Origin of the sequence: Kribbella aluminosa, assembly GCF_017876295.1 — a bacterium.
GTDB classification, from domain to species: domain Bacteria; phylum Actinomycetota; class Actinomycetes; order Propionibacteriales; family Kribbellaceae; genus Kribbella; species Kribbella aluminosa.
In genome coordinates, this window is sequence record NZ_JAGINT010000002.1 from 4,461,037 (window position 1) to 4,483,966 (window position 22,930).

Sequence of the window (22,930 nt, forward strand, 5' to 3'; positions counted from 1 at the left end):
CGTAAGGACCCCTGCGTACCCCCGATGATCACTGTTTCCAATCTCGAGGTTCGCGTCGGTGCCCGGCAGTTGCTGGCGCCCGCGTCGTTCCGGGTCGGCCCGGGTGACAAGGTCGGGCTGGTCGGCCGTAACGGTGCCGGCAAGACCACGTTGACCAAGATCCTCGCCGGCGAAGGGCTGCCGGCCTCCGGGTCGGTGACCTCGTCGGGCGAGATCGGCTACCTGCCGCAGGATCCGCGCACCGGCGACCTCGACATGCTGGCCCGGGACCGGATCCTGTCCGCCCGCGGGCTGGACGATGTCGTACGGCGGTTGCGCAGCGCCGAGAAGTCGATGGCCAGCGACGACGAGAAGACCCGCGCCAAGGGCATGCGGCGGTACGAGCGTGCCGAGGCGGACCTGCACGCCGCCGGTGGGTACGCCGCCGAGTCCGAGGCGGCCCGGATCGCGGCCAACCTCGGCCTCCCGGACCGGGTCCTCGGCCAGCCGCTGTCCACCCTGTCCGGCGGTCAGCGGCGGCGCGTCGAGCTGGCCCGGATCCTGTTCGCGCAGGCCGGGACGCTGCTGCTCGACGAGCCGACCAACCACCTGGACGCGGACTCGATCATCTGGCTGCGGGACTTCCTCAAGTCGTACGCCGGTGGCGTGATCATGATCAGCCACGACGTGAATCTGCTGGAGGAGACCGTCACCCGGGTCTTCCACCTGGACGCGAACCGCGCCGAGATCGACGTCTACAACGTCGGCTGGAAGGCGTACCTGAGCCAGCGCGAGACCGACGAGCGGCGCCGCAAGCGCGAGCGCGCGAACGCCGAGAAGAAGGCCACCCAGCTGGTCGACCAGGCGAACAAGATGCGCGCCAAGGCGACCAAGGCGGCGGCCGCCCAGCAGATGCTGCGCCGCGCCGAGCGGTTGATGTCCTCGCTGGAGGACGAGCGCCAGACCGACCGGGTCGCGAAGATCTCGTTCCCGACGCCGGCGCCGTGCGGCAAGACGCCGTTGATGGCGCGCGAGCTGTCGAAGTCGTACGGCTCGCTGGAGATCTTCACCGACGTCGACCTGGCGATCGACAAGGGTTCCCGGGTCGTGGTCCTCGGGCTGAACGGTGCCGGCAAGACCACACTGCTGCGCATCCTCGGCGGGATCGAGAAGGCCGACACCGGCGAGGTCATCGACGGCCACGGCCTCAAGCTCGGGTACTACGCCCAGGAGCACGAGACGCTCGACGTGAACCGGACCGTGCTGGAGAACATGAAGTCCGCGGCCCCGGATCTGAACGAGACGCAGGCGCGCAGTGTGCTCGGCTCGTTCCTGTTCACCGGCGACGACTCCGACAAGCCCGCCAGCGTGCTCTCCGGTGGTGAGAAGACCCGTCTCGCCCTCGCGACCCTGGTCGTCTCCGCGGCGAACGTCCTGCTCCTCGACGAGCCGACCAACAACCTCGACCCGGCGTCCCGGGCAGAGGTGCTGAACGCGATCCGCTCGTACACCGGCGCGATCGTGCTCGTCACCCACGACGAGGGCGCGGTCGAGGCCCTCGAGCCCGAACGCGTCGTCCTGCTCCCCGATGGCGTCGAGGACCTGTGGACGAACGAGTACGCCGACCTGGTCTCGCTTGCCTGACGGAGGGTGTCCGGGAGATCTGCGCCTACTGCGCGGCACTCGGCGGGCACCTGATCGCTACGGCGCAGATTTCCCGGACACCCTCTACTTCTGAGTAATATCCGTCCTATGACTGGTCTGCGACTGAGTGTCGACGGTGCGGTGGCCCGGGTGGTGCTGGATCGGCCCGAGGTGCGGAACGCCCAGACGCCCCGGATGTGGAGCGAGCTGGCGGACTTCGGTACGTCGCTGCCGGACGGCGTCCGCGTGGTGATCGTGTCGGGGGAGGGGCCGTCGTTCTCGGCCGGGCTCGACCGGCGGCTGATCATGGGCGAGAACGACCTCGGCGAAGAGCCGCTGCTGAACCTCGGCGCCAAGCCGACCGCCGAGGTCCTGGAGCTGATCGCGCACTTCCAGTCCGGCTTCTCCTGGCTGCGGCGGCCGGAGATCGTCAGCATCGCGGCCGTCCAGGGGCACGCGGTCGGCGCCGGCTTCCAGCTCGCGCTGGCCTGCGACCTGCGGGTGGTGACCCCCGACGCGCGGTTCAGCATGCGCGAGCCGTCGCTCGGCCTGGTCCCGGACCTCGGCGGCACGAAGCCGCTCGTCGAGCTCGTCGGGTACTCCCGGGCCCTCGAGATCTGCGCCACCACCCGCTGGGTCGAGGCGGCCGAGGCGAAGGAGCTCGGCCTCGCGAACATCGTCGTACCGGCGGACGAGCTGGAGGCGACGGTCAAGGACTTGTCCGACGCCGTGCTCGGCCCGCTGCCGGGCGCGATCCGCGAGACCAAGGCATTGCTCCTCGGCGCCGCGGACCGCACGTACGACGACCAGCTCAAGGCCGAGCGTGAGGCCCAGGAGCGCCGCCTGAAGGAACTCCTCGCCGCCTTCGGCTCAGGGAGCTAGTGCCAGTTGCTGACGAGTACGTCGTTCGGGGCCGGCTCGCCCTTGCCGGTTTCGACGTACCGCTTGAGGCTCATCAGGAACGTGGCCCACTTGGTGCTGCAGTGGTACATGAACTCGACCGGCTCCCGCCAGCCCTCGTGCTTGAACAGGACGATCGTGAAGTCGTCGGCCCGGGACAGCGTGAAGCTGACCTGGGTGCCGATCCATTCGTCGGGGCCACCAACGACCTCCCAGCGGATCAGCTCCGGGGTGGTCTCCAGGACCTTCATGTCGAACCCGTCGCCGCCCGCACTGGCGAAGCGGAACGCGATCACGCCGTCGACGTCACCGGTGGTGTCCTCGGTCCACCAGCCGGCCAGGCCGTCGATCGTGGTCAGCGCGTCGTAAACGTCCTTGCTCGGGGCAACGATGCCCACGCGGTGCAGGATATCGCTCACGCCTCCACCTCGCTGCGCTCGGCTCTGGCCTGAGCGATGTGATCGGCTCTGCTTCTTGTTCGCTCGCTGCGTTCGCTCATCGGAACTACCTTTCCTTCCGTTCGATCGCCTCGGCGATCGTCTTGATGCGCTGCAGCCGCCGGTCCCAGGCATGGGTCACGTCGGCCAGCTGATGGATGGCGTGGGTGAGGCGGTCCTCGTCCACGGTGTAGCGGCGCTCCCGGCCGTACGGCGCGGAGTGCACCAGGCCGGCCCGGTCCAGGACGCCGAGATGTTTCGCCACCGCCTGCCGGGTGACGGGCAGCCGCTCGCTGAGCCCGGTCGCCGTGCCGCCGCCGTCCGCGAGCAGCAGGTCGAGCATCCGCCGCCGGGTCGGGTCGCCGATCGCGGACCAGAGCTCGTCGTCGATCACGGCCTGGCGACCAGCCGGGCGACGTACGGCGCGATCCGCGGCAGGAAGTAGTCCCAGCCGTTGGTGTGGTCGGCGAACAGTTCGTCGGACTTGGCGGCCTCGTCGAACCCGGTCTCGGCGAACCGGAGCAGCGTGCCGCCGGCGTCCGGGACGAGCTCGAAGGTGACGAGCACCGAGTTCTGTGCGGTCGCGGTCTCGCCGTCGTAGTCCCAGCGGAACACGAACCGGCGCGGCGGCTCGGCCTCGAGCACGGTCAACGGGACCTGCATGACGTCTTCGCCCTGCCGGAAGCCGATCGTGCCGGTGCCGCCGGGAACCACCGTGAAGTCGGCCTCTTCCGGCCACCACTCGCGCAGGTGCTCCGGCGAACTGACCACCTCGTAGACCACCTCCGGCGCGGCCTCGATCCGAATCTCCCGCTCGATGCTCCTGCTCATGCCCCTGATCCTTTCGCAACCTTTGGTTGCTCATGACTGTAGACCACCCGGACTGGAAGTGCAACCAAAGGTTGCGGGAAGCGTTCCCAGGCCCCGGCTGTTGAGATGATCAGTGAAAAGGGAGGCGGCGCGATGTCGATGATGGGCGGGATGGCCGCGGCGGGCTGGCGGCGGCAGGACGCGTCCGTCGTCGGGCGCAAACTGGCGAAGGGCACGGTACGGCGGATCCTCCGGTTCGCGAAGCCGTTCCGGTGGCAGATCACGGCGTTCCTGGTGCTGGTGATCGCGTCCGCGTTCCTGGTGATCGCGTCGCCGCTGCTGTTCAAGAAGATCGTCGACGACGGGATCACCAAGGGGAACGCCGGTCTCGTCACCGCGCTGGCCCTGGTGGTCGCGCTGCTCGCGGTCGTGGAGGCCGTGCTCGGCCTGGTGCAGCGTTCGTTCTCGGCGCGGATCGGCGAGGGGCTGATCTACGACCTGCGCACCAAGGTGTTCGGGCACGTGCAGCGGATGCCGGTCGCGTTCTTCACCCGGACCCAGACCGGCGCGCTGGTCTCGCGGCTGAACAACGACGTCATCGGCGCCCAGCAGGCCTTCACCACGACGCTGTCCGGCGTGGTCTCGAACATCATCAGCCTGATCCTCGTGGTGGGTGCGATGCTGGTGCTGAGCTGGCAGCTGACCCTGGTCGCGATCGTGCTGCTGCCGATCTTCCTGATCCCGGCGCGGGTCCTCGGCCGCCGGCTGGCCGCGATGACGCGCGAGCAGATGAACCTGAACGCCGAGATGTCGACCGCGATGACCGAGCGGTTCAGCGTCGGCGGCGCGCTGCTGGTGACGCTGTTCGGGCACCCGGCGCTGGAGGAGCGCGACTTCGGTGAACGCGCCGGGCGGGTCCGCGACCTGGGCATCCGGATCGCGATGCTCGGCCGGGTGTTCTTCACCGCGCTGACGCTGGTCGCGGCGCTCGCGACGGCATTGGTGTACGGCGTGGGCGGCAACCTGGCCGTCCGCCAGACTCTGACGGTCGGGACGCTGCTCGCCCTCGTCGCGCTGCTGGGCCGGCTGTACGGTCCGCTGACCGCGTTGTCCAACGTGCGCGTCGACGTGATGACCGCACTGGTGTCGTTCGAGCGCGTCTTCGAGGTGCTCGACCTGGAGCCGATGATCAAGAACGCCCCGGATGCCACCGACCTGCCCGCCGATGCGGCCAGCGTCGAGTTCGACCATGTCGCGTTCTCGTACCCGACCGCCGAGCAGGTCTCGCTCGCGAGCCTCGAGTCGGTGGCCGTCCTGGACAAGCGGGCGTCGGCGCAGGTCCTGGAGGACGTGAGCTTCGTCGTACGACCCGGCCAGATGATCGCCCTGGTCGGCCCGTCAGGCGCCGGCAAGACCACCATCACGAACCTGGTCGCTCGGCTGTACGACGTGACCGGGGGAGCGGTACGGGTCGGCGGGCGGGACGTCCGTGACGTCACGCTCCAATCGCTCCACGACACCATCGGGTACGTCACCCAGGACGCCCACATGTTCCACGACACGATCCGCGCGAACCTGCTGTACGCGAAGCCGGAGGCCGCCGAGGACGAGATGGTGGCGGCGTTGCAGGCGGCCCAGATCTGGGAGCTGGTGTCCGGGCTCCCGGACGGCCTGGACACGGTCGTCGGCGACCGCGGCCACCGGCTCTCCGGTGGCGAGCGGCAACGACTCGCAATCGCCCGGTTGTTGCTCAAGGCACCGAAGGTCGTCGTACTCGACGAGGCGACCGCCCACCTGGACTCCGAGTCCGAGGTCGCCGTCCAGCGGGCCCTGGACACCGCGCTCGAAGGCCGTACGTCGCTGGTGATCGCGCACCGGCTGTCGACGGTCCGGAACGCGGACCAGATCCTGGTCGTTGACCACGGCAACGTCATCGAGCGCGGCACGCACGAGCAGTTGCTCGCGGCCGGCGGCGAGTACGCGGATCTGTATCACACACAGTTCAAGGAGTCCGGCACAGCGGCAGGTGTCTGACAGCCGGACTCACTGACCCGGTTCTGCTCCGGCACCAGCCGGCCGCGAGTCGTGCTCCAGCAGATGCAGCACGGGTACGCCGAGATGCCGGCGGGCGGAGTTGGTCCAGTCCAGATGGAAGAACTCGGCCACGATGTGCGGCCGGGTCAGGATAATGACCTCCTGGCCTTGGCTGTGCTGGACGGTCGCGACCAGCGCGTCGATCGGCCGGTCGTGGGAGATGCCGCCCTCGGCGTTCTGCCCGAGATCGCGGAGCCGTTGGACGCTGCGGCCGCTGCAGCCCTTGGCCTCGGAGTCGATCGCCCGTTGCGCCTCGACGAGGTCGTCCCGCTGACCCGCGAGGCCCGGCCCGTAGAGGTCCGCCGTACCGAGCGCGCTGATCGACGCCTCGACGCCTGCCTCGGCGTTGTGGCACGGCACGAGCACGTGGTACATGATCGGCTCGGGCATGTCCTGATGGAGTTCGACGACGCGTTTCGCGTCGGGCTCGGACAGTTCCTGTTCGACAAGCAGTACGACGTCGTACATCGTGCCACCTCCGGTGCTTACCAGTCGGTATGCCTCCATAGTGCCCGGTCGGCGGTGGTTAGTCACGGGGCCTCCCGGTCTGGACTGAGGAGCGGCGGGAGCGAAGCGACCAGAGCGACGAGGGAAGACCGGGAGTAACAGCACCGTGACTCGCCGCACCGGAGGCGCGGCATCGGCAGAGTATTCAACTGGATCGTTGCAGTCTTCGCGTTCCGTAGGTTCGCAGTGCGCGGAGCAGGTCGACCTCACGGAACGCGGGCCAGTACAGGTCGCAGAACTCGATGTCCGAGCCGGTCGCCTGCCAGAGCAGGAAGTCCGACATCCGCAGCTCGCCGCTCGTCCGGATGACAAGATCCGGGTCCGGCAGACCGGGAACGTACAGGTGCCGGCCGATCTCCTCCTCGGTCAGCCCGTCCGCGACGTCCTCGAGCGAACGCCCGGCGGCGGCCGCCTCGTCCAGCGCCGACCTGACCGCGTCCAGCACCTCGAGCCGCCCGGAGTAGCCGATCGCCAGCGTCAGGTCCCCGGCGCGCCGGTCGCCGCTCAGCTCGACCGCCTCCTTCAGCGCCCGGGCCGTTGAGTCCGGCAACAGATCCAGCCGGCCCGCGACGTGCAGCCGCCAGCGGTGGTCCCGGCGTACATGCTCGGCCAGCACGCTCTCGGTCAGCTCCATCAGGTAGCCGACCTCGGAGGAGTCTCGCTTGCGCATGTTGTCCGCCGACGCGACCCACGCGGTGACACAGGTGATCCCCGCGTCCGCGCACCACTGCAGGAACTGCTCCAGGTGCTTCGCCCCGAACCGATGACCGACGCGTACGTCGTCGTACCCGGCGCCGCGCGCCCAGCGACGATTGCCGTCCATCACGATCGCGACGTGCTGCGGCTTGGGAAGGCCTTTGAGCTGGTCGCGCAGGCGGCGCGCGTAGAGGCCGTACAGAATCATCACAGCATCAGCGCTGGGCGCTCGAGAGTACGTCGGCCAGGTCGAACTTCAACGGCTCCTCGAGCTGCTCGTAGGTGCAGGACTCCGGCGTCCGGTCCGGGCGCCAGCGGACGAACTGTGCGGTGTGCCGGAACCGGATACCTTCCATGTGGTCGTACCGCACCTCGACGACGCGCTCCGGCCGCAGCGGCGTGAACGACAGGTCCTTGCCCGCCTGCCACCGGGAGCCCTCGGCGTTCCGCGGCGTACGAACGCCTTCCTCCTGCTTGGCCCAGGCCCACGGGTGGTCGTCGAACGTCGTGACCAGCGGCTGCATTTCCGTGAACAGCTCCTTGCGGCGCTCCATCGGGAACGCCCCGATCACGCCGACGCTGGCCAGGGTGCCGTCGTCGTTGTAGAGGCCGAGCAGCAGCGAGCCGATCCGGTCCGGGCCGCTCTTGTGCAGGCGGTACCCGGCGACGACGCAGTCCGCCGTACGCTCCGGCTTGATCTTGAACATCACCCGCTTGTCGGGCTGGTACGTGCCGTCGAGGGGCTTGGCGATCAGCCCGTCCAGGCCGGCGCCCTCGAACTGCTCGAACCACCGCGCGGCGGTGTCGTGGTCGGCGGTCGCCGGAGTGACGTGGATCGGCTCCTTGACGCCGGCCAGCGCGTCGAGCAGCGCCGTACGCCGTTCGGCGAACGGGCGCTCCGTGTAGTCGTCGTCACCGAGCGCCAGCAGGTCGAACGCGACGAACCTGGCCGGGGTCTTCTCGGACAGCATGTTCACCCGGCTCGCGGCCGGGTGGATGCGCTGCTGCAGCACCTCGAAGTCGAGCCGGTCGCCGGACTCGCCGATCACGATGATCTCGCCGTCGATCGCGCAGCGCTCCGGGAGGTTGGCCAACACCGCCTCGACCAGCTCCGGGAAGTACCGCGTCATCGGCTTCTCGTTCCGGCTGCCGATCTCCACCTCGTCGCCGTCGCGGAAGATGATCGACCGGAACCCGTCCCACTTCGGCTCGTAGGACAGGTCTCCGCGGGGGATCTCCTTGACCGGCTTGGCGAGCATCGGCTTGACCGGCGGCATCACTGGCAGTCGCATCCTGTCATTCTGTCCCACTGCACCGACACTTCCTAGGCACCTCCTGGACACCTCCTCGGTACTTCCCAGGTGGACGGGAGCCGAGTTGCCTCGGACAATGGCCTCATGACGTCGGCCCAGGTGGAGTGGACGCGTCCCTCGGACGCCGAACGCGACCGCGCCCTGGCCGTCCTCCGCGACGGTGCCGGCTCCGGCCGTCTCTCTCACGACACCTTCATCCGCCGCATGAACGTCGTCCTCAGAGCCCAGACCCACGGCGAACTCGCCGACGTCCTCCGCGACCTGCCGCGCCGCGAATCCCGCTTCACCACCGTCACCCGCAACCTGCGAAAGAAGCTCCCGCGCCTCACACTTGGCCGCCTGGTGGGCGGTGGTGGAGCGCCGAGCCCTCTCGGGGCGTCGGCCGGCGGTCGCCGGCGTCGTGGGCCGTGGCGTGAGCTGTTGCCTCGGGTTGTGCTGGTGCGTCGGGAGGCGGCTGTTCCGCCGGCTGCACTTGCTTTGCCCGCGCCCGGATCTCCTACCGTGCGGATCGGGCGGGGGCCGGGAGCGACACTTCGGCTGGGGGATGTGACTGTTTCGCGGTTTCACGCCGAGTTGCGGTACGTCGGGGAGGGCTGGCTGCTCCGGGATCTCGGCTCGATGAACGGGACCCTCGTGAACGACCTGCGGATCACCACCACCGTCCGCGTGCGACCGGGTGACCGGGTCAGCTTCGGAGCGGTCAGCTTCACGTTGACGCACCAGCCGTAGGACTTGCATCCCGTACTTGGGTACAGGTTTACCGTCGAACACATGGACGACACCTGGATCCCGGAAGCCTGCACCCTGCCGACCGCGGAGCAGCCGCTCCGGGTCGCCGAGTTCGACCAGCTGTTCGCCGACCACCTCCGGCACGCGGACCGCGTCGACGCCCACACCCTCGTGCTCACCCTCGCCCCGGCCGCCCGGACACCAACCGCGGACCTGATCGCCCGCGAATCCGGCTGCTGCTCGTTCTTCACCTTCACCCTCACCGGCGCGACCACCCTCCGCATCACGGTCCCGCCGGCCTACACCGCCGTACTCGACGGCCTCACCGACCGCCTGCCACGATGAGATCCAGCGAACTCGCGGCCGCCGCCGGCGTGAACCTCCAGACCCTCCGGTACTACGAACGCCGCGGCCTCCTCGACGAACCAGACCGCAGCCTCGGCGGCCACCGCATGTACCCGGCCGAGGCCGTCACCACCCTGCGCGTCATCAAAGCCGCCCAACGCCTCGGCTTCACCCTCGCCGAGGTCTCCGAACTGCTGGCCGCCGCGAGACATCGGCACCGCCGCGGCGAGGGAACCGGGCTCCAGACGCGCGCCCGGGAGAAACTGGCGGACGTGGAAGCCAAGATCGCCGACCTGACGGTCATCGCCGAGACCCTGCGCGCCGGTATCGCCGCCGGCTGCGACGACCTGGAGACCTGCGCGGGCGACCCCGCCTGCCCGCTCCCGTTCGCCGAGCTCAGCGCGCGCGGCGGCCGAGCGTGACCGTACTGCGTTCCATCCTGCTGTTCGTACTGGCGGCGATCGCGGAGATCGGCGGCGCCTGGCTGATCTGGCAAGGCTGGCGCGACCACCGCGGCATCCTCTGGATCGCCGGCGGAATAGTTGCCCTAGGCGCCTACGGCTTCGTCGCCACCTTCCAGCCGGACGCCAACTTCGGCCGCATCCTCGCCGCGTACGGCGGCATCTTCGTGGCCGGCTCCCTGGCCTGGGGCATGCTCGTCGACCACTTCAAACCCGACCGCTACGACCTCACCGGCGCCGCCATCTGCCTCCTCGGCGTAGCCGTCATCATGTACGCGCCCCGCGGATAGCTCAGGGGATCAGGACGACCTTGCCCGTGGTGGCCCGGGTTTCGAGGGACTTGTGGGCGGTGGCGGCGTCGGACAGTGGGAAGGCTGTGGTGACTGCCTGCCAGCGGCCCTCGAAGGTTTCTTCGAGGGCGGTTGATTCGAGCTCGCGGAGGCGGCTTGCCATTTTGGCGCCCAGGGACCAGCCGACGGTGAGGTTGCGGGTCATCAGGTCCTGGTGGGTGAACTCGATCGGGCCGCCGCCGGACCAGCCGAACAGGAACGCGCGGCCGCCGGTGCCGAGGAGGTCGAACGCCTGCTGACCGTTGGTGCCGCCAACGCCGTCGAGGAGGACCGTGATCTCCTGGCCGTCCAGCGCGTCCTTCAGGGTCTGCGCCCAGTCCGGATCCCGGTAGTCGATCGCGTACTGCGCTCCGAGCGAGCGGACGAGTTCGGCCTTCTCCGGGCCGCCGGCCAGGCCGACCGCGATCGCGCCGACGTTCCGCGCCGCCTGGATCAGGTAGCTGCCGATCCCGCCGGCCGCGGACGTCACCAGGACGACGTCCTCCATCGTGAGGCGGGCCTGCTGGAGGATTCCGGCCGTCGTACGCCCGGTGCCGATCGCGGCGACCGCCTGCGCGGCGTCGACGTGGCCGGGGAGCTCGTACAGCGACTCCACCTTCGCCACCGCACGTTCGGCGTACCCGCCGGGGACCATGCCGAGGTGGACGACGACGCGCTTCCCGATCCAGGAGGGGTCGACGTCCGGCCCGGCCGCGCTGACGCGTCCGGCGACCTCGCGGCCGGGGACGGTCGGCAGCTCCGGCACCGGGATCGGGCTGCCGCCGGTGGCCCCGGCCCGGATCATCGTGTCGACGAGATGGACCCCGGCGGCCTCGACCTCGACGAGAACGGCACCGGCCGGCGGCACCGGCTCCGGGACCTCCTCGTACACCAGGTTCTCCGCCGGGCCGAATGCATGCAGTCTGATCGCTTTCACAGCGCCAACGCTAGGACCTCAACATTAGTTGAGGTCAAGCGATGAACTCCTGCAGCCAGCGGCCGCTCTTCTTCACGATCCGCTGCTGGGTCGCGTAGTCGACGTACACGATCCCGAAGCGCCTGCTGTAACCCCAGGCCCACTCGAAGTTGTCGAGCAGCGACCAGGCGAAGTACCCCTTCAGCGGGAACCCTTCGGTCACCAGGTCCTTGCACACGGCAACGTGTTGCCGCAGGTAGTCGAGCCGCTCGTCGTCCTCGACCTGACCGTCCGCGGTCACCACGTCCGGGTACGCCGACCCGTTCTCGGTCACGTACAACGGCAGCTCCGGCGCCAGCTTGTTGATCGAGACCAGGAGGTCGCGCAGCCCGGACGCCTGGATCGACCAGCCCATCTGGGTCTTCGGGAGCCCCGGGTCGACGGTGCCGACGTTCTCGCTGCCCGGCTGGGTGCTGGGACCGGGCGTGGAGATCGGCCCGTCCGGTGCGGCGACCGTGGTCGGGCAGTAGTAGTTCACGCCGAGGAAGTCCAGCGGCGCCCCGATCAGCGGCAGGTCGGCCTCCTGCGCCGCGAACCACTCGGTCGTGCGGGTGTCCTCCAATACGTCCGCCGGGTACTGCCCGGACAGCAACGGCTCCAGGAAGAGCCGGTTCCGCAGACCGTCGACCCGGCGCGCGGCGTCGCGGTCGGCGGGGGAGTCGGTGGCGGCGTGGATCGGCGCCGGGTTCAGCGCGATGCCGTACGTCCCATCCTCGGTGCGGATCGCGTCCAGCGCGAGACCGTGCCCGAGCAGCAGGTGGTGGACGGCCTTCAGTGCGTCGGTGCCCTCGGTCCGTCCCGGCGCGTGCTCGCCGCTGCCGTACCCGAGGAACGCCGAGCACCACGGCTCGTTCAGCGTGATCCAGTGCTTGATCACGTCGGACAGCGCGTCGTGGGTGACGGCGGCGTAGTCGCGGAACCGCTCAGCGGTGTCACGCACCAGCCACCCGCCGGCGTCCTCGAGCGGCTGCGGCAGGTCCCAGTGGTACAGCGTCGCGTACGGCGTGACGCCGTTCGCCAGGCAGGTCTCGGCGAGCCGTCGGTAGAAGTCCAGACCGGCCGCGTTCACGGCCCCGGCAGGCATGACCCGCGGCCAGGCGATCGAGAACCGGTACGCCGTGAGCCCGAGGTCGGCGAGCAGCCGGATGTCGTCGGCGAACCGGTGGTAGTGGTCGTCGGCCACCTCGCCGGTAGTGCCGTCCGCGATCGCGCCCGGGGTGTTCGCGAACGTGTCCCAGATGCTCGGGCCGCGCCCGTCCGCGGAGACCGCACCCTCGACCTGGTACGACGCGGTGGCCGCGCCCCAGGTGAACCCGCTCGGGAAGCCGTTCGTCACGTCGTCTCCTTCTCGACCCAGTACCGCTTGTCCGGCAGCAGGCTACCTAACCGGTTAAGCAGCTCGTCGGGGAGGTCGGCGGCGAACGCCTCGGCCAGTGCATCGACCCGGGTGGGTTTGGTGATCCCGACGACCGTCCCGGCGATCCCGGGGTCGTCCACCGAGTGCCGGAGCGCGGCGGTGGCGAGGTCGACGCCGCACTCGCGGCAGGCCTCGTCCATCGCGGTGACGGCCTCGAGCACGGCGGCCGGCGCCTCGCGGTACGCGTACTTGGTCGCGCCCGCCGGGTTCGCCAGGATGCCACCGCCGTACACCGCCGCGTTCACCACCGCGATGCCGTCGGTGCGGGCGCGCTGGAAGATGCCGCCGGCCGAGTGGTCGGCCAGGCTCCACCGGTTGTGCACGAGCAGTACTTCGAACCCGCCGAGGTCGAGGTACCGCGTCAGCTCGCGGGTGTCCCCGCCCGCCAGCCCGACGTGACCGATCTCGCCGTCCGCGCGGAGCTGCATGAGGGTGTCGACGGCGTCCCGCATCGTCTCGAAGTCGTGGGCCTCCGGGTCGTGCAGGTAGACCAGCGGCAGGTCGTCCAGCCCGAGCCGTTCCTTGCTCTCGGCAACACTCGCGCGGACCCGGGCGCCGGAGTAGTCGCCGTCCTTCGCGTCCACCTTGGTCGCGACCAGGAACCCGTCGGGCAGCCCGCCGTACTCCCGGATCGCCTGGCCGATCCGCGTCTCGCTGGTCCCGTCGCCGTACCCGTTGGAGGTGTCGATCCAGCTGAGCGGACTGTCGAAGACCCGCAGTACCAGGTCGACGGCCTCCTGCGAGGTCACGTCGTACCCGAAGACGGCGGGCATGCCCGCGATACCGCTGCCGCCGGCGCAGACGGCCGAGACGGTCAGCCCGGTGGAGCCGAGCGGGCGGAGCCAGTTGTTGGTCATGCGCGGGAGCCTAGGTCCTGTCCGGTAATCCAGACAGGACCTGAGGGCGTCCGCGAATCCACGACGCTTAGGGTGGTGCGCATGGTGGTGCGGTTGAGCGAGCAGTGGCCAGAGGTCAGCCCCGACCGCTTGCTGTCGGAGTGCGTCCCCCCACCGCGCTTCGCGGACGTCCGGTTCTCGACGTACCGCCCCGACCCCGACGAGCCCACCCAGTCAGAAGCCCTGGCTGCCTTGACGGAACGAGGCACTCACCTGGCCGCGCCGAGACGCACCAGGTCGCTCTGGTCCCGCCTCCGCTCCACCCCCACGGACGGGGGCAAACCGGCTATCTACCTGGACGGAGGATTCGGCGTCGGAAAGACGCACCTCCTCGCCTCCCTCTGGCACGAGTCGGCCGCCCCGAAGATGTACTGCACCTTCGTGGAACTGACCAATCTGGTCGGTGCCCTCGGTCTACGAACCGCAGTCGATGCCCTCTCGTCCTATCGCCTGATCTGCATCGACGAGTTCGAGCTCGACGACCCTGGCGACACCATGCTGATCTCCCGCCTGCTCGGCCAGTTGGTCGACGCCGGCGTCGAGTTCGCCGCGACCTCCAACACCCTCCCCGGCAAACTCGGCGAGGGCCGTTTCCAGGCTGTCGAGTTCCTCCGCGAGATCCAGGGCCTCGCCGCCCGCTTCGACGTACGCCGGGTGGACGGCCCCGACTACCGCCACCGCGGCCTCCCGGTAGCGCCCGGCCCCTGGCCGGACGAGAAGGTCGAGCAGGAGGCCGCCGTACGCCGGAACGCTTCGTGCGACCACTTCGTCGACCTGCACCGCCACCTCGCGGAGCTGCACCCGAGCAAGTACGGCGCCCTCCTCGACGGCGTCGAGACCGTGGCGATCACCGACATCCGCCCGCTGACCGACGAGAACGTGGCGCTCCGGATGGTCGTCCTCGCGGACCGCATGTACGACCGCAACCTGCCCCTGCTGGCAAGCGGCGTACCTCTGGACGAGCTGTTCTCCAAGGACATGCTCAAGGGCGGCTACCGCAAGAAGTACCTGCGCGCCCTTTCCCGCTTGGTCGCGCTGGCCCGCGCTGCGTGACGGCGAAGTCGCGGGTGGATGAGGCAGGATGAGTGGATGGCGAAGCAGAAGAAGGGCGACAAGGCGTCCAAGAAGCCGGTCGTGAAGGCTGCGAAGGCCGCTGGTACGAAGGCGCAGGAGTCGGTGGCTGGTGGGGGACTGCGGGAGCTGTTGCGGGTGCCGGCCGGCGAGATCGACCTGACGACGTACGACACGCGGTCGACGGCCGGGTTCAGCGGCACGAAGGACGACGGCAAGGACGCGCTGGCGAGTCTCGGGGCCGAGGTGTCGGACTGGCAGGAGCGGCTGTTCGCCGAGGGGCGCAGCGGCGGGGAGCGGAGCGTCCTGCTGGTGCTGCAGGGGATGGACACCTCCGGCAAGGGCGGCGTGATCCGGCACGGCGCGGGGCTGATGGACCCGCAGGGCCTGAAGATCACCTCGTTCAAGGCGCCGACGCCGGCCGAGAAGCGCCGCGGGTTCCTGTGGCGGATCCGGCAGGCCGTACCGGGCGGCGGGATGATCGGCATCTTCGACCGGTCGCACTACGAGGACGTCCTGATCGCCCGCGTCCGGGAGCTCGTCACGCCGAACGTCTGGACCCGGCGCTACGACCAGATCAACGATTTCGAGGCCGAGCTGACCGCGAGCGGCGTCAAGATCGTGAAGTGCTACCTGCACATCTCGCCCGAGGAACAGCGGACCCGGCTCGAGGCGCGCCTCGACGACCCGACCAAGTACTGGAAGTACAACCCGGGCGACGTCGACGAGCGGCAGCTGTGGCCGGACTACATGGACGCGTACCACGCCGCGATCGAGCGCTGTAACACCCCGGACGCACCCTGGTACGTGATCCCGAGCGACCGCAAGTGGTACCGGAACTGGGCGGTCACCACGATCCTGCTCGAGACCCTCAAGGAGCTGAACCCGCAGTGGCCGGCCGCCGACTTCGACGTCGAGAAGGAGAAGAAGCGCCTGGCCGCGACCTGACCTCAGCCGTCCGGGTCGATGCCGTGCCGGCGGAGCAGGTCGCGGAGGTGTGCGACCTGCTCGTGGAGCCGCTCGTTCTCGTCGAGTACGGCGTTCAGCTCGGCGAGCAGGTGATGGCGTCGGCCGTACGTCGTCCAGTCCTTGGCCGGGTCTTCGGCGAGCATTCCGGTGGCCAGGTCCTCGGACCGCTGTCGCCAGTTCATCCGCTGCTCGAGCTTCCGCCGTACCAGATCGACGTCCTCGGCGAGCTTGGTGAGGATCTGGCCGCCGACACCGTCGCCGTCGTGCAGTACGCCGAGCAGCAGGTGCTCCGGGCCGACCTGCTCCGCGCCCCGCGCCCGCGCCTCGCCCCACGCGAACTCGAACGTGCTCTTCGCGCGCGGCGTGAACGGGATCGCCCCCGCGTTCGCACCGCTCTTGCCCCGGCCGATGATCTCCACCACGAGGTCCCGCACCCCCGGGGCGGTGATGCCGAGGTCGGTGAGCACCTTGCCCGCCGTGCCCGAGCCCTGGACGATCACGCCGAGCAGCAGATGCTCGGTGCCGACGTACACGTGGTCGAGGTTCCGGGCCTCCTCCTGCGCCAGTGCGATGACCTGCCTGGCCTGATCGCTGAACTGTTCGTACATCGGCTCACCCCTCCACCAGTCCTCGATGACGTCGTCGACGAGTAGCTCGATCTTCAGGTGTTCCTGCAGGTCCTCGGCGGTCACCGGCCGGTGGTCGAGCCGGCTCCGGACGAACGCGACGGCCTCGGTCTGCCCGGCGGTGCCGGCCGCGATCCGGTCGAGCAGGTCGTCGACGTCCGCGACCGGCTCGAGTTGCAGGTCGGCCCGGTTCAGCGAGACGAACTGCAGCACCACCGCGACCGCGACGACCCGGTTCGCCCCGTCGAACGGACGCGCCCGCACCAGCCCCGCGAGCAGTACGCCGGCCGCTTCGGCCAGCCCGCCTGTCCGCCGTACGTCGGTCAGCACCCGGTCGATCGCGTCCAGGTCGGCCCGGCGTACGACGTCGTCGGACCCGCAACGTAGCACCCGCGCGGCGACGGCGAGAACGTCGTACCGCTCGAGGTAACGCATCAGTCGTCGCCACGCAGCCGGCGCAGCGACTGCTCGTGGCGGGTCAGGTTCTCCTCCAGCAGACGGCTGAACTGCGCGTCCTCGCGGCGCTGGTCCACCAGCGCCGCGATCGCCTCCCGCGCCACGTCCGACACCGACCGTCCCTCCACCGACGCCACCGTCTGCAGCCGATCCGCCAACTCCGGATCGAGCCGCAACAGGATGTTCTTGGTCAGGTCCTTCGCCATGGATATCAAGATATCACGCTATCCAAGGAGGTACTGGCAGTACCTGGAACGGCAGAGTCTCCCTGCCGGCGCCGCACTGGATCTACTGTCAGGCCATGCACACACGAACGCTCGGTCAAGGTCTGCAGGTGTCCGCGGTCGGTCTCGGCTGCATGGGTATGTCGCAGAGTTACGGTCCCAACCCCGGTGACCGCGACGACATGATCGGCGTGATCCGGTACGCCGTCGAGCAGGCGGGCGTCACCTTCTTCGACACCGCCGAGGTGTACGGGCCGTACGTCAACGAGGAACTCGTGGGCGAGGCCCTGGCGCCGCTGCGGGACCAGGTGGTGATCGCGACGAAGTTCGGGTGGAACATCCAGGACGGCAAGATGCTCGGGACGAACTCACGCCCGGAGCAGATCCGGCGGGTCGCGGAGTCGCTGCGGCGGCTCGGGATCGACGTGATCGATCTGTTCTACCAGCACCGGGTGGATCCCGAGGTGCCGATCGAGGATGTCGCCGGGACGGTGGCCGAACTCGTACAGGCCGGGAAGGTGCGGCACTTCGGACTGTCCGAGGCCGGCGCGGAGACCATCCGCCGGGCGCACGGCGTACACCCTGTCACCGCGGTGCAGAGCGAGTACTCGCTGTGGACCCGCGATCCCGAGCCGGAGGTGCTGCCCACCTGTGCCGAGCTCGGCATCGGGTTCGTGCCGTTCAGCCCACTGGGCAAGGGCTTCCTGACCGGCACGGTCGGCACGACGACCGAGTTCGATGCCGGCGACATCCGGACCAGGGTCCCGCGCTTCGAGGCGGGCAACCTGACGGCCAACGAGGCGCTGGTGCGCTACGTCCGGTCCCTCGCCGAGCCGAAGGGGTGCACCCCGGGGCAGGTGGCGCTCGCCTGGCTGCTCGCCCAGCAGCCGTGGATCGTGCCGATCCCCGGCACCCGCCGCCGCGGCCGGATCGACGAGAACACCGCTGCCACCCGGGTCGCGCTGTCGGCCGACGAGATCGCCGATCTCGATGCCCTCGCTGCTCGCGTCGGAGTCCAGGGCGACCGCTACAACCCTGCCGGTATGGCGATGGTCGGCCTCTGACAGCTACCCGCCTCGTAGGTTGGCCGCATCGCGGATGGCGGATGTCGTGGTCGTCGGGCTGGGTGCGTTCGGCTCGGCGGCACCCGGGGCTGATCGAGATCGCGCGGACGCCGCTGCGGAGAAGCTGCGCGAACAGGGCGACGATCCGACCGCGTGCTGATCGCCGGCGGGGAGAGCGGGCACGGGGTCAAGCGCTGCGCCGGGATCGGCGACGACTCGCCCTACACGGACGCCTCCTTCGGTGATCCGACTCGCTTCGACTGGTTGGCTGGACGTGGGTGCCTACATAACCCGCCCGTGGGACCTGGGAGAGGCTGGTTTCGGCGGTTTTGCGTGCACGCAGGACCACCTGTGGACAACTCCTGCGGCAGCGCGCCGGATTTTGCGACGCTTGGCCCATGGCCGATGTCGTCGACGTCCTGCAGAGGGCGGGTGGTAGCGCGACCTACCGGCAGCTCCGGGCGTACGTTCACGGCCGGGACCTGCGGCTGGCTCTGGTCGAGGGGCGGATCAAGCGAGTCGCACGTGGCATGTATGCGTTGCCGCTCGACGTGTCGGCCCTGACGGTCGCGCGGGCCCATGGCGGCGTGCTGTCGCATGAGAGCGCCGCTGAGCATCACGGCCTGGACGTCGTCACAGCTCCTCTCAAGCCGCACGTCACGGTACGGCGGACCCAGCGCAGGAGGGCGACCAAGCTCGCCTGCACACTGCACTGGGCCGACGTGCCTGACCTCGACGGCGCGACGACGCCGGTGCGTACCGTCCTCGACTGCGCACGGACGCTCCCGTTCTGCGAGGCTCTGGCGGTGGTCGACTCGGCATTGCGCACGGGCCTGGTGACCAGAGACCTGATCTGCGTCTCGTGCTCGAGGCCGACTCGTTCGCGTACCACGCGTCGCGCGAGGCGCTGCGTCGCGACTGCCGTCGTTACGTCAACCTTGCGATCCGCGGTTGGACCTTGCTGCGATTCTCCTGGGAGGACGTGATCCTGGACGAGGGATGGGTCGGTGAGGCGTTGGCGGCTGTCCTGGGCGGACGTACACGCAGGCAGATCCCCCGGAAGTGGGCCGCTTGAGGCCCAGATCGGGGGTTCTGCGTGCGCGCAGGTTCACGCGGTACGGACGAGCTCCGGGCGTGCGATGACCGGGCGCGGAGCGGGGTCCAGCGTCAGGAGGTCGAGGCCGGCGACGCCGTAGCGGAGCATGACCAGCCGGCCCACCTCGGCGCTGACGCCCAAGGGGCGGGACACCGCGACGGCGCCGGCCCGGCGGGACGTGGACTCGGCACGGTCCGGGAGGACGCCCGGCGCGAGGAAGAGCGAGCCGACCGCCACGTGGCGCCGGCCCTCCAGCCGCCACTGTAGGACGGCCTCGGCGGGCGACGGCGACGCGGCGCACACGAAGGCAGCCGTGACGGGCAGCTTGTGCCGCTGACCCCAGAGCCGCGCGAGGCGGGTGACGCTCGCGTTCGCGTGTGAGTCGCTGGATCCGGCGCAGGCCAGCACCAGCGCGTCCAGCTCACGCACCCGGCCGCCCTTCAGCTCGGCGCGCATCCGGCGGTCCAGTACGTCGAGCAGGGTGTCGTCGTACCCGAGGACGTCGGACGCGATCACCCGCAGGTGCGGGAACCGGCTGCGCGCCTCGTCGATGACGGCCGGTACGTCGATCCGTGCGTGGTACGCCGCGGACAGCAGCAGCGGCAGGACGACGACCTCCTCGACACCCTCGGCGGCGAGCTTCCCGAGCACCTGGTACGGCGTCGGCGGGCAGTGGTCGAGGAAGGAGGCTTCGATCCGCAGGTCGTCACGCACCTCGCGCAGGCACTTGACGAGCGCGTGGACGGTGGCGGCCGAGCGCGGGTCGCGGCTGCCGTGGGCGAGGATCACGAGCGCTGGAGCAGTCACAGCAGTTCCCCTTCTTCGTCGTCGATCATTCCGGCTGCGAGGGTCCACCCGTCGTGGGCGTCGATCAGCAGGAACGATCCGGTGATGGTGTTGCGGGAGTACGGGTCGGCGGCCAGCGGTGCGGCGATCTTGAGCTGCACCTTGCCGATGTCGTTGAGGTTGAGCTCGGCGGCGTCGATGACGCCGAGGGTGTCGAGGTCCAGCGCGCCGGCGATCTTGGTGACGATCGCCTGTGCGGTGGTGGTGGTGTGCTTGATCAGCACCCGGGCCCCGACGGTCAGTGGCCGGTCGGACAGCCAGCTCACGGTGGCGGCCAGCTCCCGGCGGGTGCCGGGGGAGGCGTCGGCGGCGACGATCACCGAGCCGCGGGCGACGTCGAGGTCGTCCGCGAGCCGGACCGTGACCGCCTCGCCCGCGATCGCGGACTGGCGCTCGGCCACCGCGGTGCCGGTCGCGGTCACGACCGGGCGGTCGATGCCGGCGATCGACGTACGCCGGCCGGCCGGTAGCACGATCACCGGGTCGCCGACCGTGACGGTGCCGGAGGCAACGGTTCCGGTGTAGCCGCGGTAGTCGCGGTACTCGTCGTCGGTCTGCGGCCGGATCACGTACTGCACCGGGAACCGCAGCGGCTGCTGGGACGTGTCGGTGCGGCCGTCGGCGTTCTCCAGCAGCTCGAGCAGTGTCGGCCCGTCGTACCACTCGGTCCGCGGGGAGCGCTCGACGACGTTGTCGCCGACGAGTGCGGAGACCGGGATGGCCTGGACGTCGGCGATGCCGAGCTGGTCGGCGACGTCGTTGACCTCTTTGGCGATCTTGGTGAACACGGCCTCGTCGTACCCGACCAGGTCGATCTTGTTGACCGCCAGTACGACGTGCGGCACCCGGAGCAGGCCGGCGACAGCGAGGTGCCGGCGGGTCTGCTCGAGGACGCCGTGCCGGGCGTCGACCAGGATGATCACCACGTCCGCGGTCGAGGCGCCGGTGACGGTGTTCCGGGTGTACTGCACGTGCCCGGGGCAGTCGGCCAGGATGAACGAGCGCTTGTCGGTGGCGAAGTACCGGTAGGCGACGTCGATCGTGATGCCCTGCTCGCGTTCGGCGCGGAGGCCGTCGGTGAGCAGTGCGAAGTCGAAGTCGCCGCCGCGGGCTTCGGAGACGGTCTTCACGTGCGCGATCTGGTCGGCGAGGATCGCCTTGCAGTCGTGCAGCAGCCGCCCGACCAGCGTCGACTTGCCGTCGTCCACGGAGCCGGCCGTGGCCAGCCTGAGAAGAGTGCTCATCAGAAGTACCCCTCTCGTTTGCGGTCTTCCATGGCGGCCTCGCTGGCCCGGTCGTCGGCGCGGGTGGCGCCGCGCTCGGTGATCTCGCTGGCCGCGACCTCGATCACGACCTCGGCCGCCGACGTCGCATCGCTGGCCACCGCTCCGGTGCAGGACATGTCGCCGACCGTGCGGTACCGGACGGTGCGCTGGGCAACGGTCTCGCCGTCCCGCGGCTGCGAATAGGGGCCGACGGCAAGCAGCATGCCGTCGCGCTCGAACACGTCCCGCTCGTGGGCGTAGTAGATCGAAGGCAGCGGGATCTGCTCGCGCTCGATGTAGTTCCAGATGTCCAGCTCGGTCCAGTTGGACAGCGGGAACACCCGGACGTGCTCGCCCGGCCGGTGCTTGCCGTTGTACAGCGACCACAGCTCCGGGCGCTGGTTCCGCGGGTCCCACTGGCCGAACTCGTCGCGCAGGCTGAAGATCCGCTCCTTCGCCCGGGCCCGCTCCTCGTCCCGCCGGCCGCCGCCGAAGACAGCGTCGAAGCGGTGCGCGTTGATGGCGTCGAGCAACGGAACCGTCTGCAGCTGGTTCCGTGTCCCGTCGCTGCGCTCGCGCAGCCGGCCGTCGGCGATGTACTCCTCGACCCCGGCCACCTCGAGCCGCAGGCCGAGCTGCTTCACGACAGCGTCGCGGTACGCCAGCACCTCCGGGAAGTTGTGCCCGGTGTCGACGTGCAGCAACGTGAACGGCACCCCTGCCGGCGCGAACGCCTTCCGCGCCAGGTGCAGCATCACGATCGAGTCCTTGCCGCCGGAGAACAGAATCACCGGCCGCTCGAACTCCGCCGCCACCTCGCGGAACACGAAGATCGACTCGCTCTCGAGGGCGTCCAGCTCGGTAACAGTTGCCCCAGGTGTACGAGTTGGCGTGGTCACGGGGCCTCCCGGTCTGGACTGAGGAGCGGAGGGAGCGAAGTGACCGGAGCGACGAGGGAAGACCGGGAGCCAAGGCCCCGTGACCACGCCGGCGCCGAAGGCCCGGCCAAAAGCACAGCGGTCATGTGTGGAGCCCGCATTCCACCTTGCCGGTGCCTGCCCAGCGGCCGCTGCGCGCGTCCTCGCCCGGCGCGACGCGCTGCGTGCACGGCTCGCAGCCGATCGACGGGTAACCGTCGTACTGCAGGAGGTTCACCAGTACGCCGTTGTCCTGGATGTACTGGTCGAGGTCGTCCTGCGACCACGGGGCGATCGGGTTCAGCTTCACCATGTCGCGCTTCTCGTCGTACTCGACGACCGGCGTGTTCGCGCGGGTCGGCGCCTCCTCGCGACGGATCCCGGTGACCCACGCCTTGTACCCGGACAGGTACCGGTTCAGGGGCTCGACCTTGCGCAGCGCGCAGCACTTGTTCGGGTCGCGGTCGTGCAGCTTCTCGCCGTACTCCGCGTCCTGCTCGGCGACCGTCTGCTTCGGAAGCGCGTTGATCAGGTGGATCGGCAGCGTCGCGGCCACCGCGTCCCGGGTCCCGATCGTCTCCGCGAAGTGGTAGCCGGTGTCGAGGAACAGTACGTCGACACCCGGCGCCGCCTGCGCCGCCAGGTGGGGGAGCGCGCCGTCGGCCATCGAGGCGGTCACCACCAGGTCGTCGCCGAACGTCTCCCGGGCCCAGGCGAGTACCTCGACCGCCGACGCGTCGGCAAGACGTTCGTTCGCCTCCTCGGCGATCGTCTTCAAGTCACTCATTCCACCGTCACCCGCAACCCGATCATCTTCAGCTGGAACACCCGTGCACACGGCCGGCACTCCCACGCGCCATGGC

General features: G+C 69.7%; 28 protein-coding genes. 13 read left to right on the forward strand and 15 right to left on the reverse strand.

All coding sequences use genetic code 11. The features are described from left to right. The first annotated feature begins 24 nt into the window (after positions 1 to 24). Together abc-f and JOF29_RS42265 are read left to right on the forward strand one after the other, a co-directional pair. Positions 25 to 1,623, forward strand: a complete 1,599-nt coding sequence (gene abc-f, locus JOF29_RS42260) for a ribosomal protection-like ABC-F family protein (protein WP_209699888.1) — start codon at positions 25 to 27, stop codon at positions 1,621 to 1,623. 108 nt (positions 1,624 to 1,731) lie between these two features. Further along, positions 1,732 to 2,505, forward strand: coding sequence for an enoyl-CoA hydratase/isomerase family protein (locus tag JOF29_RS42265; RefSeq protein WP_209699889.1), 774 nt, complete (start codon positions 1,732 to 1,734; stop codon positions 2,503 to 2,505). On the opposite strand, the gene JOF29_RS42270 is transcribed toward JOF29_RS42265, so the two are convergent. The 3 genes from JOF29_RS42270 to JOF29_RS44260 all read right to left on the reverse strand — a co-directional run bounded on the left by JOF29_RS42270 (position 2,502) and on the right by JOF29_RS44260 (position 3,791). Then, positions 2,502 to 2,942, reverse strand: coding sequence for an SRPBCC family protein (locus tag JOF29_RS42270; RefSeq protein WP_209699890.1), 441 nt, complete (start codon positions 2,940 to 2,942; stop codon positions 2,502 to 2,504). The genes JOF29_RS42265 and JOF29_RS42270 overlap by 4 nt on opposite strands. A gap of 85 nt (positions 2,943 to 3,027) precedes the next feature. Next, entirely contained in the window at positions 3,028 to 3,354 is a 327-nt protein-coding gene (locus tag JOF29_RS44255; protein WP_307863985.1) for an ArsR/SmtB family transcription factor, read from the reverse strand. Beyond that, a complete protein-coding gene (locus tag JOF29_RS44260) occupies positions 3,351 to 3,791 on the reverse strand; it encodes an SRPBCC domain-containing protein (protein ID WP_245359952.1) in 441 nt (146 codons plus the stop codon). The genes JOF29_RS44255 and JOF29_RS44260 overlap by 4 nt, the downstream gene beginning before the upstream one ends. A 138-nt stretch (positions 3,792 to 3,929) precedes the next feature. Here JOF29_RS44260 and JOF29_RS42280 point away from each other — a divergent pair, with 138 nt between their 5' ends. Next, complete coding sequence (locus tag JOF29_RS42280) at positions 3,930 to 5,804, forward strand: ABC transporter ATP-binding protein (protein ID WP_372446434.1); 1,875 nt, start codon at positions 3,930 to 3,932, stop codon at positions 5,802 to 5,804. Positions 5,805 to 5,813: 9 nt separating this feature from the next. On the opposite strand, the gene JOF29_RS42285 is transcribed toward JOF29_RS42280, so the two are convergent. The 3 genes from JOF29_RS42285 to JOF29_RS42295 all read right to left on the reverse strand — a co-directional run bounded on the left by JOF29_RS42285 (position 5,814) and on the right by JOF29_RS42295 (position 8,359). Continuing rightward, a complete protein-coding gene (locus tag JOF29_RS42285) occupies positions 5,814 to 6,332 on the reverse strand; it encodes a hypothetical protein (protein ID WP_209699892.1) in 519 nt (172 codons plus the stop codon). Positions 6,333 to 6,516: 184 nt separating this feature from the next. After that, positions 6,517 to 7,275, reverse strand: a complete 759-nt coding sequence (gene uppS / locus JOF29_RS42290) for a polyprenyl diphosphate synthase (protein ID WP_209699893.1) — start codon at positions 7,273 to 7,275, stop codon at positions 6,517 to 6,519. A gap of 7 nt (positions 7,276 to 7,282) precedes the next feature. Next, positions 7,283 to 8,359 (reverse strand): ATP-dependent DNA ligase, encoded by a 1,077-nt coding sequence (locus JOF29_RS42295; RefSeq protein WP_209699894.1) that lies wholly within the window; start codon positions 8,357 to 8,359, stop codon positions 7,283 to 7,285. Between the two features lie 105 nt (positions 8,360 to 8,464). Here JOF29_RS42295 and JOF29_RS42300 point away from each other — a divergent pair, with 105 nt between their 5' ends. The 4 genes from JOF29_RS42300 to JOF29_RS42315 are packed head-to-tail and all read left to right on the forward strand — an operon-like array spanning position 8,465 to position 10,205. Then, the gene (locus JOF29_RS42300) at positions 8,465 to 9,109 is read left to right on the forward strand and encodes an FHA domain-containing protein (protein ID WP_209699895.1); all 645 of its coding nucleotides are present in this window, start codon (positions 8,465 to 8,467) and stop codon (positions 9,107 to 9,109) included. 42 nt (positions 9,110 to 9,151) lie between these two features. After that, positions 9,152 to 9,454 (forward strand): hypothetical protein, encoded by a 303-nt coding sequence (locus JOF29_RS42305; protein WP_209699896.1) that lies wholly within the window; start codon positions 9,152 to 9,154, stop codon positions 9,452 to 9,454. Continuing rightward, entirely contained in the window at positions 9,451 to 9,876 is a 426-nt protein-coding gene (locus JOF29_RS42310; protein WP_209699897.1) for a MerR family transcriptional regulator, read from the forward strand. The genes JOF29_RS42305 and JOF29_RS42310 overlap by 4 nt, the downstream gene beginning before the upstream one ends. Continuing rightward, a complete protein-coding gene (locus JOF29_RS42315; RefSeq protein ID WP_209699898.1) occupies positions 9,873 to 10,205 on the forward strand; it encodes a YnfA family protein in 333 nt (110 codons plus the stop codon). The genes JOF29_RS42310 and JOF29_RS42315 overlap by 4 nt, the downstream gene beginning before the upstream one ends. 1 nt (position 10,206) lies before the next feature. Here the strand turns inward: JOF29_RS42315 and JOF29_RS42320 are convergent, their stop codons facing one another. The 3 genes from JOF29_RS42320 to JOF29_RS42330 are packed head-to-tail and all read right to left on the reverse strand — an operon-like array spanning position 10,207 to position 13,494. After that, positions 10,207 to 11,181, reverse strand: a complete 975-nt coding sequence (locus JOF29_RS42320) for a zinc-binding dehydrogenase (RefSeq protein ID WP_209699899.1) — start codon at positions 11,179 to 11,181, stop codon at positions 10,207 to 10,209. Positions 11,182 to 11,215: 34 nt separating this feature from the next. Next, positions 11,216 to 12,556, reverse strand: a complete 1,341-nt coding sequence (locus tag JOF29_RS42325) for a GH1 family beta-glucosidase (RefSeq protein ID WP_209699900.1) — start codon at positions 12,554 to 12,556, stop codon at positions 11,216 to 11,218. Then, positions 12,553 to 13,494 (reverse strand): aldo/keto reductase, encoded by a 942-nt coding sequence (locus JOF29_RS42330; protein ID WP_209699901.1) that lies wholly within the window; start codon positions 13,492 to 13,494, stop codon positions 12,553 to 12,555. The genes JOF29_RS42325 and JOF29_RS42330 overlap by 4 nt, the downstream gene beginning before the upstream one ends. Before the next feature lie 81 nt (positions 13,495 to 13,575). Between JOF29_RS42330 and zapE the strand changes: the two genes are divergently transcribed. Beyond that, positions 13,576 to 14,586: a cell division protein ZapE gene (zapE, locus tag JOF29_RS42335; RefSeq protein ID WP_209699902.1), complete on the forward strand. Its 1,011-nt coding sequence runs from the start codon at positions 13,576 to 13,578 to the stop codon at positions 14,584 to 14,586. 36 nt (positions 14,587 to 14,622) lie between these two features. Continuing rightward, complete coding sequence (locus JOF29_RS42340; protein ID WP_209699903.1) at positions 14,623 to 15,552, forward strand: polyphosphate kinase 2 family protein; 930 nt, start codon at positions 14,623 to 14,625, stop codon at positions 15,550 to 15,552. Positions 15,553 to 15,554: 2 nt separating this feature from the next. Here the strand turns inward: JOF29_RS42340 and JOF29_RS42345 are convergent, their stop codons facing one another. Both JOF29_RS42345 and JOF29_RS42350 read right to left on the reverse strand, forming a co-directional pair. Further along, on the reverse strand, positions 15,555 to 16,634 hold the full coding sequence (locus JOF29_RS42345; protein ID WP_209699904.1) for a Clp protease N-terminal domain-containing protein: 1,080 nt from the start codon (positions 16,632 to 16,634) through the stop codon (positions 15,555 to 15,557). After that, the gene (locus tag JOF29_RS42350; protein WP_209699905.1) at positions 16,634 to 16,861 is read right to left on the reverse strand and encodes a ribbon-helix-helix protein, CopG family; all 228 of its coding nucleotides are present in this window, start codon (positions 16,859 to 16,861) and stop codon (positions 16,634 to 16,636) included. Before JOF29_RS42350 ends, JOF29_RS42345 begins: the two co-directional genes overlap by 1 nt. A gap of 95 nt (positions 16,862 to 16,956) precedes the next feature. Here JOF29_RS42350 and JOF29_RS42355 point away from each other — a divergent pair, with 95 nt between their 5' ends. The 4 genes from JOF29_RS42355 to JOF29_RS44265 all read left to right on the forward strand — a co-directional run bounded on the left by JOF29_RS42355 (position 16,957) and on the right by JOF29_RS44265 (position 19,018). Then, a complete protein-coding gene (locus JOF29_RS42355; protein ID WP_209699906.1) occupies positions 16,957 to 17,943 on the forward strand; it encodes an aldo/keto reductase in 987 nt (328 codons plus the stop codon). Positions 17,944 to 17,977: 34 nt separating this feature from the next. Next, positions 17,978 to 18,103, forward strand: coding sequence for a hypothetical protein (locus JOF29_RS45080; RefSeq protein ID WP_281067479.1), 126 nt, complete (start codon positions 17,978 to 17,980; stop codon positions 18,101 to 18,103). Positions 18,104 to 18,341: 238 nt separating this feature from the next. Continuing rightward, positions 18,342 to 18,929: a type IV toxin-antitoxin system AbiEi family antitoxin domain-containing protein gene (locus JOF29_RS42360; RefSeq protein ID WP_245361310.1), complete on the forward strand. Its 588-nt coding sequence runs from the start codon at positions 18,342 to 18,344 to the stop codon at positions 18,927 to 18,929. Next, entirely contained in the window at positions 18,851 to 19,018 is a 168-nt protein-coding gene (locus JOF29_RS44265; RefSeq protein WP_245361301.1) for a putative endonuclease domain-containing protein, read from the forward strand. The genes JOF29_RS42360 and JOF29_RS44265 overlap by 79 nt, the downstream gene beginning before the upstream one ends. A 33-nt stretch (positions 19,019 to 19,051) precedes the next feature. Here the strand turns inward: JOF29_RS44265 and JOF29_RS42365 are convergent, their stop codons facing one another. From JOF29_RS42365 to JOF29_RS42380, 4 genes are all read right to left on the reverse strand, one after another. Then, positions 19,052 to 19,846 (reverse strand): sirohydrochlorin chelatase, encoded by a 795-nt coding sequence (locus JOF29_RS42365; RefSeq protein ID WP_209699907.1) that lies wholly within the window; start codon positions 19,844 to 19,846, stop codon positions 19,052 to 19,054. Further along, entirely contained in the window at positions 19,843 to 21,129 is a 1,287-nt protein-coding gene (locus JOF29_RS42370) for a sulfate adenylyltransferase subunit 1 (protein WP_209699908.1), read from the reverse strand. Before JOF29_RS42370 ends, JOF29_RS42365 begins: the two co-directional genes overlap by 4 nt. Further along, positions 21,129 to 22,049 (reverse strand): sulfate adenylyltransferase subunit CysD, encoded by a 921-nt coding sequence (gene cysD / locus JOF29_RS42375; protein WP_209699909.1) that lies wholly within the window; start codon positions 22,047 to 22,049, stop codon positions 21,129 to 21,131. Before cysD ends, JOF29_RS42370 begins: the two co-directional genes overlap by 1 nt. A 121-nt stretch (positions 22,050 to 22,170) precedes the next feature. After that, positions 22,171 to 22,854 carry a phosphoadenylyl-sulfate reductase gene (locus tag JOF29_RS42380; RefSeq protein WP_209699910.1) on the reverse strand — a complete coding sequence of 228 codons (684 nt, stop codon included), beginning with the start codon at positions 22,852 to 22,854 and terminating at the stop codon, positions 22,171 to 22,173. Positions 22,855 to 22,930 lie beyond the last annotated feature (76 nt).